The organism is Acinetobacter sp. NEB149, assembly GCF_012516415.1.
GTDB classification, from domain to species: domain Bacteria; phylum Pseudomonadota; class Gammaproteobacteria; order Pseudomonadales; family Moraxellaceae; genus Acinetobacter; species Acinetobacter lwoffii_V.
The window spans coordinates 1613132-1624641 of sequence record NZ_CP051208.1 but is presented as its reverse complement, the minus strand read 5'-3'; the positions used below and the strand labels follow the sequence as shown (position 1 = coordinate 1624641).

Sequence of the window (11510 nt, the reverse complement as noted above, 5' to 3'; positions counted from 1 at the left end):
AAATTTATTAATCCCAGCTCCCGAGGGAACTGGAATTACCTAAAAAATTAAAGTGAAGTGTTAATACTAACTGCTTCAAGAGTGGGTATATGAATGTGAGAAATAGATGTATTTTTCTCATTCACAGGAATTACCTTACATATTCGGGTAATTCGGACCACCACCACCTTCCGGTGTCACCCAGGTGATGTTCTGGGAAGGGTCCTTAATGTCACAGGTCTTGCAGTGCACACAGTTGGCTGCATTGATCTGGAAGCGTTTCGAACCGTCATTATTTTCCATGATTTCATAAACACCTGCCGGGCAGTAACGCTGTGCAGGCTCATCCCATTTCGGCAGGTTCACTTCCACCGGAATAGAGGCATCGGTGAGTTTCAGATGCGCTGGCTGGTTTTCTTCATGGACCGTATTCGAGACAAACACTGAAGACAGACGGTCAAAGGTCAGCTTGCCATCCGGTTTTGGATAGTTTGGCTTGAAGCTTTCAGCCGCCTGGGTTTTCAACGCGGCATGGTCCTGAACCAGATCATGCAGGGTGAATGGCACTTTAAACACGTTCTGGTCGATAAAGTTAAACGCGCCACCGATCCATTGACCGAACTTGTGCATTGCCGGGCCAAAGTTACGCGAGTTGTATAACTCTTCTTTTAACCAGCTGTTGTTAAACTTGTCGGTATACGCGGTCAGTTCTTTCACGAAGAAATCTTCGCCCTCTACAACACGCGCAACCGCCAGATCACCGCCTTTTTCTACACCGGCCGCAATCGCTTCAAATACCGCTTCACCGCAAAGCATGCCGGATTTCATTGCGGTATGTGAGCCCTTGATCTTGGCAAAGTTCAGGAAGCCGGCATCATCACCAATTAACGAACCACCCGGGAAGGTGAATTTTGGCAGCGAGTTAAAGCCACCTTTGGTCACAGCACGGGCACCATAAGAAATACGCTTACCGCCTTCCAGATACTGCTTGATCAGTGGATGGGTTTTCCAGCGCTGCATTTCCATGAAGGGATACATGTGCGGATTGGTGTAAGACAGATCCACGATCATGCCCAGGGTCACCTGGTTATTCTCGGCATGGTACAGCCACCAGCCGCCTGAAGAACCGGTTTCAGACAATGGCCAGCCGGCACCGTGCATCACCAGACCCGGTTTGTGCTTGGCAGGATCGATTTCCCAGAGTTCTTTAATCCCGATCCCGTAATGCTGCGGATCAGCGTCTTTGTCTAGGTTGAACTTCTGGATTAAACGCTTACCGAGATGACCACGACAGCCTTCAGCAAAAATGGTGTATTTGGCATGTAGTTCATAACCCGGGGTAAAGTTATGCGTTGGTTCGCCATCTTTACCGATACCCATATCACCGGTTTGAATGCCTTTTACCGTACCATCGGCATGATAAAGAATTTCAGAGGCTGCAAAGCCCGGGAAGATCGACACTTCCAGTTCTTCGGCTTTCTGACCTAACCAGCGCACCACGTTGCCCAATGAGATGACATAGTTGCCATCATTATGCATGGTTTTAGGCACCATCCAGTGCGGTGCTTCCTGTGATTTTTCATCTGAAAGCAGGAAGAAGGTTTTATCTTCGGTCACTGGAACATTCAGCGGGGCACCCTGTTCTTTCCAGTCCGGGAACAACTCGTTTATGGCACGCGGTTCAAGCACAGCACCAGACAGAATATGTGCACCGACTTCGGAGCCTTTTTCTACGACACAAACGGACAAATCGTTTAAGTTGTTTTCAATTGCAAGTTGACGGATTTTGATCGCAGCAGAAAGACCCGCAGGGCCTGCGCCTACGATGACGACGTCAAACTCCATCGATTCTCTTGTTATATCTTCCATAATATAAAATCCAATTTCGCTATACGATATTTATAGCATTATCTAAATCGGTTATGAAGCTTATTTTTGATCTTTTTATTTGAAATAGGACTTTATCTATTTTTTAAATCTTATCTATTTCACCGTATTAAAAAGGTTTGCTGTAAATTATAGATAAAGGAAGAAGATGTGTAGATTGGGTATTCAATAAGAAGAGCGACTGAATGTCGCTCTGATGATTAATTTTTTTATATATTATTGAGATTCATAGCAATATTGTTCACCATGTGAATCAGACGCGGCCCAATTTCATTTTCCAGTTTTTCCTGATTTAACAGATAACTTGGAGCACCACAGTTAAACGTTAATATCCCGTGTTTAGGGTGAACCAATGGAACTGCCACGGAATTCACATCCTTAGCCCAGTCACCTAGAGACAGACAATAGCCATAATCCTGATAATCACGGATTGCACGTTCCAGATTACGCTTGATGGTTGGCCACTGATCTTCGTTTCTTTTCTTGATCGCGTCAAATAAATATTCGCGTTCTTTTACATCCATTGCTGCCAGACAGGCACGTCCCATGGCACTGCTATGAATCGGTAAAGTCGAACCGACAGGGCGGCGCATGGTCAGCGTCGATTCTGTATGTACCACTTCCAGATAAATCATGCTCAAACGGTCACGGGTAGCCATTGCCACAGGGGCTTGGGAATAGCGTGACATTTCTTCCATAAACGGATAAGCCTGAGTACGTGCAGAAATATTACTCAAAGCTGCATAGCCCAAAGCCAATACGCCAACATCCAACAGATATTTCGTGGTATTCGGTAGTTGTTTTAAATAACCTAAAGAAACCAGGGTGCTGGTAATACGGGCCACAGTTGGCTTGGGTAAGTTGGTTAATTGTGCAATTTCCTGATTGCCAAGCAATTGATTGGTCGCTGAAAAGCAACGCAAGATTTCCAATCCACGCGCAATAGACGCAATAAATTGAGGATTATTTTCTCTATGAATATGTGAAATCGGATCTAAACGGATTTCATCAAAGTTGGGAATTTCACCAGTTTTATTTTTTGTCATGGTCAGGGCAATTAAAGTTAAATTAATGAATATGATAGCAACATAATTTCACGATACAAAATAAAACACTTCTATAAAAGATAAAATATAAGAAAAAGTGCCGAAGTTATTTGTGGCCGGAAAGAATTTTGTTACTCAAGTTTAAAGACGATATAAAATCATCTAGTTTTTTAGGTTTAATACGTAGCCAAAACATTTAAAAAGTTTCGATTTCTCCGAAAGAGTCAGTGATCGACAAGTATTACAGCAAGAAAAAAGGTTTAATTATCTATTCAAAAAACTGATAAATAAAACAATCATTCATCAAAATATTTCGTATCGTGAAATTAAATCTTAAACATAAATTAACTGGAATGCCAGAAAAATTTCATTTTTTGTTTAAAAAATAAAATTTTTAATAATTTCACTTGCTCAAAATGATTTTATATGATTATTTATTTCGTAATACGAAACAAAAATAAGGGTAAAGGAATTTACCTAAATCATATCCATGGAGATTCATATGATTCGTGATCCGGAAATGCTAGACCAACTTCTGTCAACGATTCGCGATTTTGTAAAAAATGAACTGGTGCCTCTTGAGCATGAAGTAGAAGAGAACAATGCCATTCCTGAACATATTGTGGAACAGATGAAAGAGCTGGGCTTGTTTGGCCTGACGATTCCAGAAGAATATGGTGGTTTAGGCATTACCATGGAAGAAGAAATTCTGGTCGCGATGGAGTTAGGTCATACATCAGCTGCATTCCGCTCTTTAATTGGTACTAACAACGGCATTGGCTCAAGTGGCATCATTATCGACGGTACAGAAGAACAAAAACAGAAATATTTACCGCGTTATGCAACGGGCGAAATTATTGGTTCATTCTGTTTGACCGAACCGGATTCCGGCTCAGACGCTGCTGCTTTAAAAACCAGTGCAGTCAAAGACGGCGATTATTATATTTTAAACGGAACTAAACGCTTTATCACCAATGCACCACGTGCCACGACATTTACCGTGATGGCACGTACCAATCAAGAGATTAAAGGTGCGAGCGGTATTTCAGCATTTCTAGTCGAAGCAGGCACACTTGGTTTAAGCCTAGGTAAAATTGACAAGAAAATGGGCCAACATGGTTCCTATACCTGTGATGTAATTTTTGATAACTGTAAAGTGCATAAAGATCAGCTGATTGGCGGTGTAGAAGGGATTGGCTTCAAAACAGCAATGCGCGTTCTAGATAAGGGCCGTCTGCACATTGCCGGTTATAGCGTCGGCATGGCAGAGCGTATGCTGGAAGATGCACTTAACTATGCAGTGGAACGCAAACAGTTTGGCCAGCCCATTGCGAATTTCCAGCTAATCCAAGGTATGTTGGCAGACTCCAAAGCCGAGATTTATGCAGCCAAATGTATGGTGCTGGATGCTGCGCGTCTACGTGATGCTGGCCAAAATGTTACGACTGAAGCCTCTTGTGCCAAAATGTTTGCAACTGAAATGTGTGGTCGAGTTGCTGATCGCTGTTTGCAGATTCATGGTGGAGCGGGTTATATCAGTGAATATTCAATTGAACGTTTCTACCGTGATGTGCGTCTGTTCCGTTTATATGAAGGAACCACACAAATCCAGCAAATTATTATTGCGCGTGAAATGATTAAACAAGCAACCGCCTAATCTCATAATTTTAAAATAAGGAAATATTAAAATGACGACAAAAATTAGATTTGATTGGCAAGACCCGTTTTTAATAGAACAGCAACTGACATCAGAAGAGCGCATGATTCGCGATGCAGCGGCAGCGTACTGTCAAGACAAACTGATGCCGCGTGTACTGGAACAGTTCCGTCATGAAAAAACCGATCCGGCTATTTTCCGTGAAATGGGAGAACTGGGTTTACTCGGTCCAACCATTCCGGAACAGTACGGCGGTGCAGGTTTAAATTATGTCAGTTATGGTCTGATTGCTCGTGAAGTTGAACGTGTCGATTCAGGTTACCGTTCAATGGCCAGCGTACAAAGCTCTCTGGTGATGGTACCCATTAATGAATTTGGTTCTGAAGAGCAAAAGCAGAAGTATTTACCAAAATTAGCAACCGGTGAATATATTGGTTGCTTCGGCTTGACCGAGCCGGATCATGGTTCGGATCCGGGCAGCATGATTAGCCGTGCTAAAAAAGTCGAGGGTGGTTACCGTTTAACTGGCGCAAAAATGTGGATTACCAATAGTCCGATTGCCGATGTATTTGTAGTTTGGGCCAAAGAAGTTTCTGCCGAAGGTAATATCGGTGACATTCGTGGCTTTATTTTAGAAAAAGGCTGGGAAGGGCTTTCTGCTCCAACGATTCACGGCAAGGTGGGTCTACGTGCCTCAATCACCGGTGAAATTGTAATGGATAACGTCTTTGTTCCAGAAGAAAATGCATTTCCGGAAGTTCGCGGTTTAAAAGGGCCTTTTACCTGCTTGAATAGTGCACGTTACGGGATTGCCTGGGGTGCCATGGGAGCTGCAGAGTTCTGCTGGCATACCGCACATCAATACACCATGGACCGTAAACAGTTTGGTCGACCACTCGCTGCGAATCAGCTGATCCAGAAGAAACTGGCAGATATGCAAACTGAAATTGCACTCGGTTTGCAGGTGGCTTTACGTTTTGGCCGCATGAAGGATGAAGGCATTGCTTCAGTTGAAGGTACATCACTGATCAAGCGCAACAACTGCGGCAAGGCACTGGATATTGCCCGTTTGGCCCGTGACATGATGGGTGGAAATGGCATTAGCGATGAATTCGGTGTAGCCCGTCATTTGGTTAATCTGGAAGTGGTAAATACCTATGAAGGTACCCATGATGTACATGCCCTGATTTTAGGTCGTGCACAAACCGGAATTGCAGCCTTTTGCAACTAAACCTGACATCAACTTCTAGCCAGCATTGCTGGCTAGATTGTTTTACGGGTTTAAGAATTGTGCTTAATCACATCATTCAATGTATTGCTACGTGATTTCTGCAGAGAAAATTTATCAAGAACTTTGAAAATCATTTTATACCACCTTGCTAAAGCGTGGTAATGATCAGCGAATATTCTATATTTCACCTAAATAATTAAGTGAAATATGCGTTTTAAAAAGGCACAGGAGTGCCGAAAAGTAGAAAGAGCATTATGGATACGATCAGTTCACAACAACACCCAGTGGAAGGTGGAAACGAACCCAAGCAAAGAGTCTGGATTCTGGCCTTTATTTTCTCATTTTTAGCATTATTGGTTGATGGTGCTGATATTGCGTTATTAGCCTACAGTCTGACCAGTCTGAAACAAGAGTTTTCATTAAGTAATATGCAGGCCGGTGCCTTAGGGAGCTGGACGCTTGCAGGCATGGCTATCGGCGGTTTTTTTGGTGGCTGGGCTTGTGACCGTTTTGGCCGGGTTCGTGTGATCGTCATTGCCATTGCATTATTTTCTTCATTAACCTTCTGGTTAGGATTCGTAGAAAGTTATGATCAGTTCAAATGGCTGCGCTTTACGTCTGCGATTGGACTAGGTGCTCTATATATTGCCTGTAACACACTCATGGCAGAGTATGTACCCACCAAATATCGCTCTACAGTATTGGCAACGCTTATGACTGGCTGGACTTTAGGCTCGGTGGTCGCAACTGTTCTGGCTGGATGGCTATTGCCTGAATTTGGCTGGCGATACCTCTATTATATTGCCATTATTCCAATTGTACTGGCCTTCGCGATGTACTTCTTGGTGCCTGAGCCGAAAGCCTGGTTAGATGCGCGTAAAGCACGCCTGGATGCAAAAGCCAGTGGTATTCTGCAGGAAAAACCAAAAAATACTTTTAAAATGATTTTTGAAGATGCACTTAGCCGTCGCATGTTTATCCTCTGGTCCTTCAGTACCGCATTTTTACAGTTTGGCTATTATGGAGTCAGCAACTGGCTACCGGCGTATTTAGAGACTGATCTGGGAATCAAGTTTAAAGAAATGACCATGTATATGATCGGGACTTTCCTGATCATGATGTGTACCAAAGTTATTGCTGGTTTTATCGCTGACCGGATTGGCCGTCGTGCGGTATTTGCTTTCGGCACTATGGGTACTGCAATTTTTATCCCTGTGATTGTCTTTGGTAATACGCCGGATAATATCCTCTGGCTGATGTTATTTTTCGGTTTTCTCTATGGTATTCCATACGGTATTAATGCGACTTACATGACAGAAAGCTTCTCCACCAAAGTGCGTGGAACAGCAGTGGGTGGGGCATATAACGTAGGCCGACTGGGTGCGGTGTTTGCACCTCTTACCATTGGCTATTTTGCTCAAGGAGGCTCAATTGGTACCGGCTTACTGATTATGGGCATTGCCTATTTTCTTTGCGGCCTGATACCCGCTTTCTTTATTAAAGACCGCTTATTTGATCCACAAAAGGCAGATTAATCTGCACTCGTAATATAGATAGAACATGCTAGGAAGCAATATGATGAATAAAATCACGCAGGATATCGAGACGGTACTTAAGCAAATTCCTGATGGTGCACACATTATGACCAGTGGTTTTGGCCTGGCAGGTCAGCCGGTAGAATTAATCGAAGCATTAATTGACTTTGGTCCTAGAGACTTAACCATTATTAACAACAATGCAGCTTCTGGAGATCGTGGTCTAACCAATCTGCTGTTGTCTGGACTGGTTAAAAAAATGATCTGTTCATTTCCACGGGCCAATAACTCAACCGTCTTTGAAGATCTGTATAAAGCCGGAAAAGTTGAGCTGGAACTGGTGCCACAAGGCAATCTGGCCTGCCGTATTCAGGCAGCCGGTGCAGGCTTAGGAGCTGTTTTTACTCCAACCGGTTTTGGTACCAAAATAGCTGAGGGTAAAGAAACCCGTAATATCAATGGAAAAGATTATGTGCTGGAATATCCGATACATGCTGATTATGCCTTGGTTTATGCCAATCAGGCAGATCAGTGGGGCAACTTGACCTACCGTAAGGCAGCACGGAATTTTGGTCCGATCATGGCCAAAGCAGCAAAAACCACCATTGCACAAGTCCATCAAGTTGTGGAACTGGGGGAGCTTGATCCAGAGATCATCGTAACGCCAGGGATTTTTGTACAGCATGTGGTCAAGGTTGGAGATATTAAATAATGAATATTCAAAAACGTAGTCGTGAACAGATTGTAGCTAAAGTTGCACAAGACATTCCAACCGGCTCTTTTGTAAATTTGGGTATTGGTTTACCGACACGCGTAGCAGGTTATTTAAAACCTGAACAAGGAGTAATTCTACACTCGGAAAATGGCGTTTTAGGTTTTGCTGCATTGAGTGATCCTGAACAGGCAGATGATGATCTGATTAACGCCGGCAAAGAACTCGTAAGCATGTTGCAAGGTGGCAGTTTTATGAATTCTGCCGACTCTTTCGATATCATGCGAGGCGGGCATCTGGATATCTGTATCATGGGGGCTTTTCAGGTCGCTATTAATGGTGATCTGGCGAACTGGCATACCGGTAATGCTGATGCTGTACCTGCTGTAGGCGGTGCGATGGATCTGGCAGTGGGTGCTCGCTGTGTCTATGTTTGCATGGAACATGTGACCAAAAACGGTGAGGCAAAAATTGTTGAAGAACTGACTTATCCTCTAACAGGTAAACATTGTGTCAACCGTATTTATACTGATTTGTGTGTGATTGAATTAAAAGACCGACAAGCTCAGGTTATTGAAATAGTGGATGGCTTAAGTTTTGAAGAATTGCAACGGCAGACTGGCTGTAAATTAGTGGACAGTCGTCAACAAGCAGCCTAAAAATAAGTCCGCAATATTCTGATTGAGTAAAAGTATAGTTTTAGATCACAGCTTCGGCTGTGATTTTTAAATTTTAGAATTATTATCAAATACACGTAATATTGACCATATTTCCGCATTTTAAAGATATAAATACAAACTTTTGCTAATGATTATTTTAATAATAAGTCTAAAATGTTAACAAGCTAAGGAAGGTGATAGTCTGAATGAATAATAATTGTGATGATCAAGAAATTTTTCATATTTTTAATCTGATTGGTCGCCATACTGAACTTAAACCTATCCTCGATGTTATTAGCCAGTGGCTTGAAGCGCGTATACCAGATGCGCTTGTCACTATTATGCTCTATAAGGATGACACCCAAACTTTAAACGTTATAAGCGGCAAACAGCACTTTTCAAAAGAGTACTGTAATGCTATTCAAGATTTGAAAATTGGGCCAAATCAAGGATCGTGTGGGGTAGCTGCCTTTTTACGGCAGTTGGTCATTAGTCCAAATCTAATGAAAGACCCAAACTGGCAGCCTTACCGTGCTTTGGTAAACGCAGAAAAGTTGTCTAGCTGCTGGTCTATGCCGATTATTAATGCTTCAGATATTCTGTACGGAACGTTTGCCACCTATTATCGAACACCCAAAATACCGACTGAACATCATATTCAGCTTTTACAACAAGCGGCAAAATTAGTTGCCCTCGCAATCGAGCTTGATCAGGAACGTCAAAAAAGACATGAGCTTAATGAAAAATACAGCTCATTTTATACCTATCATCCAGATATTATTTTTGAACTTGACCTGCAGGGACATGTGCTTAATACCAATATTGCTTGCGAAGAAATTACAGGTTTTTCTAAAGCGCAAATCCATGGTCAGCACTATTGTGCCTTCATACCGCCCGAATTCCATGAACTTGCGAATGTTTCATTTTCAGAAGCAGCGCAAGGTAAATCTCAACATTATGAACTTCCAATTTATAATGTTGCAGGCGATATCTTATGGCTGGATCTGACCAATTTACCGATTATTCAAAATCAGAAAGTCACCGGTATTATTGGCATTGCCCGAGATATTACTGTATCGCGTGAAAACAAGGAGTCTCTACGATTATTAAAACGTGGGGTAGAGGCTAGTCCGAATAGTCTTTTTATTACCGATGTCTCTGAAGAAAGGCTAATGGTGTATGTGAATCCAGCTTTTCTAAAGCTCACCGGTTATACGGCAGCAGAAGTACTAGGGCAAAGCTGCTTTTTCTTACAGGGTCCAGATACTGATCCGGATCAGATTGCATTACTCAAGCAAGCAGTTAAAGAACAAAAAGAAATTCAGGTAACTATAAAAAGTTACTGTAAAGATGGCAGCTGGTTCTGGAATCGTTTAACTATAGGTCCTATTTTTGACCAGACAGGAACCTGCACCCATTTTTTGGGGATTCAGGAAGATATTACTCAGCAACGTATTCACGAAGAATATATTCAGCATCAGCATACTCATGATCATTTAACCGGTTTACCGAACCAGCATGCATTCAAACAGATTCTGGAAAATATTTTTGAAGCACAGCACGAGAGCTCACAACCTTTAGTCTTGCTGTATATAGATCTGGATGATTTTAAAAATATAAATGACAGCTTAGGTCATCTGGTGGGTGACCAGATTCTCAAAAGTGTGGGCGAGCGGCTGCAAAAATTTGTTCAAGGCAATAATGTGCTATGCCGCTTCGCTGAAGATGAATTCATTTTGCTGCTCTCAGGGACAGATGAGCACACTGAAGTCGAGGTGATTGCTGGAGAAATTCTTGATCTTCTTTCCATGCTGTTTATCGTCGATCAGTACAAAATACATTTAAGTGCCAGCATTGGTATTGTGGCAGATGACAGTTCGATTCATCATTCTTCTGAATTGATTTATCAGTCTGTTTTGGCGATGCAGGAAGCCAAAAGACAAGGTCGTAATATGTGGCAGTGGTATGAAAAAACCAGAATGCAGCCTGTCGCAGAAATAGACTATACTAATCTGCGTCTGGAACTCATGGAAGCGATCAATCAGGAAAATTTTGACCTGTTCTATCAGCCGCTGGTTCATCCTGAAACTGGACTGGTGACAGGCGTAGAAGCTTTAATCCGTTGGTGCCATCCGCAGCAGGGTTATATTTCCCCAGCAATTTTTATTCCGCTTGCAGAAAGAACCGGGCAAATTATTAGCGTAGGCCAGTGGGTATTGGAAAAGGCCTGTTTAGATATTGCCAAGTGGAACAAGACACACAATAGCCAGATCACGGTATCGGTGAATATTTCGCCTTTGCAATTCCGTAGAGCAGGTTTTTTGCAAGTACTTGAACATGCTCTTGAACTCAGTCAATTACCGCCGGAATTACTTAAAATTGAAATTACGGAAGGTGTCATCATTAATGGTGCAGATCGAACGATAGAAATTTTGAAAGCAGTACGTGCTTTAGGTGTACAGGTTGCCATTGATGATTTTGGTACAGGTTATTCGAGTCTCAGTTATCTGCGTCGCTTGCCGATCAATCAAATCAAGTTAGATCGTAGTTTTATTGAAGAGCTGACCCTCGATGGTCAGGATGCTGCAATTGTGCAATCGATTATTCACTTGGCACATCAACTGGATTTGGAAGTTGTCGCAGAAGGTGTCGAAACCTTAAGTCAGGCCAGTTTGCTCTATCAACAGGGCTGTGATCTGCTACAAGGCTTCTTCTATGCAAAACCTGCGCCTTTAACTGAATTGAAGCCTGTTTATCTCGCGATGGAAAATAGTAAAATGAATTAACTCTAGAAAGTTAAGGTA

At 42.5% G+C, this 11510-nt stretch carries 8 protein-coding genes; 6 read left to right on the top strand and 2 right to left on the bottom strand.

What is annotated here, in order from left to right:
• Positions 1 to 135: 135 nt before the first annotated feature.
• Both HGD77_RS07775 and HGD77_RS07770 read right to left on the bottom strand, forming a co-directional pair.
• Positions 136 to 1848: an electron transfer flavoprotein-ubiquinone oxidoreductase gene (locus HGD77_RS07775; RefSeq protein WP_004730990.1), complete on the bottom strand. Its 1713-nt coding sequence runs from the start codon at positions 1846 to 1848 to the stop codon at positions 136 to 138.
• A 227-nt stretch (positions 1849 to 2075) separates the two neighbouring features.
• Positions 2076 to 2912, bottom strand: coding sequence for an IclR family transcriptional regulator (locus tag HGD77_RS07770; RefSeq protein WP_004280319.1), 837 nt, complete (start codon positions 2910 to 2912; stop codon positions 2076 to 2078).
• Between the two features lie 502 nt (positions 2913 to 3414).
• Here HGD77_RS07770 and HGD77_RS07765 point away from each other — a divergent pair.
• From HGD77_RS07765 to HGD77_RS07740, 6 genes are all read left to right on the top strand, one after another.
• Complete coding sequence (locus HGD77_RS07765; protein WP_004730987.1) at positions 3415 to 4569, top strand: acyl-CoA dehydrogenase family protein; 1155 nt, start codon at positions 3415 to 3417, stop codon at positions 4567 to 4569.
• A gap of 31 nt (positions 4570 to 4600) precedes the next feature.
• Complete coding sequence (locus HGD77_RS07760; protein WP_004646973.1) at positions 4601 to 5800, top strand: acyl-CoA dehydrogenase; 1200 nt, start codon at positions 4601 to 4603, stop codon at positions 5798 to 5800.
• A gap of 254 nt (positions 5801 to 6054) precedes the next feature.
• Complete coding sequence (locus tag HGD77_RS07755; protein WP_004646972.1) at positions 6055 to 7335, top strand: MFS transporter; 1281 nt, start codon at positions 6055 to 6057, stop codon at positions 7333 to 7335.
• A gap of 40 nt (positions 7336 to 7375) precedes the next feature.
• Positions 7376 to 8047 (top strand): 3-oxoacid CoA-transferase subunit A, encoded by a 672-nt coding sequence (locus HGD77_RS07750; RefSeq protein ID WP_004730985.1) that lies wholly within the window; start codon positions 7376 to 7378, stop codon positions 8045 to 8047.
• The gene (locus tag HGD77_RS07745; protein ID WP_004730982.1) at positions 8047 to 8706 is read left to right on the top strand and encodes a 3-oxoacid CoA-transferase subunit B; all 660 of its coding nucleotides are present in this window, start codon (positions 8047 to 8049) and stop codon (positions 8704 to 8706) included. Before HGD77_RS07750 ends, HGD77_RS07745 begins: the two co-directional genes overlap by 1 nt.
• A gap of 206 nt (positions 8707 to 8912) precedes the next feature.
• Positions 8913 to 11492 carry an EAL domain-containing protein gene (locus HGD77_RS07740; RefSeq protein WP_004730980.1) on the top strand — a complete coding sequence of 860 codons (2580 nt, stop codon included), beginning with the start codon at positions 8913 to 8915 and terminating at the stop codon, positions 11490 to 11492.
• Positions 11493 to 11510: the final 18 nt, after the last annotated feature.

Bases quoted from the DNA above. Each gene is read 5' to 3' on its own strand.
- HGD77_RS07745 (WP_004730982.1), top strand. From the start codon at position 8,047: ATGAATATTCAAAAACGTAGTCGTGAACAGATTGTAGCTAAAGTTGCA.
- HGD77_RS07760 (WP_004646973.1), top strand. From the start codon at position 4,601: ATGACGACAAAAATTAGATTTGATTGGCAAGACCCGTTTTTAATAGAA.
- HGD77_RS07775 (WP_004730990.1), bottom strand. From the start codon at position 1,848: ATGGAAGATATAACAAGAGAATCGATGGAGTTTGACGTCGTCATCGTA.
- HGD77_RS07750 (WP_004730985.1), top strand. From the start codon at position 7,376: ATGATGAATAAAATCACGCAGGATATCGAGACGGTACTTAAGCAAATT.
- HGD77_RS07770 (WP_004280319.1), bottom strand. From the start codon at position 2,912: ATGACAAAAAATAAAACTGGTGAAATTCCCAACTTTGATGAAATCCGT.
- HGD77_RS07755 (WP_004646972.1), top strand. From the start codon at position 6,055: ATGGATACGATCAGTTCACAACAACACCCAGTGGAAGGTGGAAACGAA.
- HGD77_RS07765 (WP_004730987.1), top strand. From the start codon at position 3,415: ATGATTCGTGATCCGGAAATGCTAGACCAACTTCTGTCAACGATTCGC.
- HGD77_RS07740 (WP_004730980.1), top strand. From the start codon at position 8,913: ATGAATAATAATTGTGATGATCAAGAAATTTTTCATATTTTTAATCTG.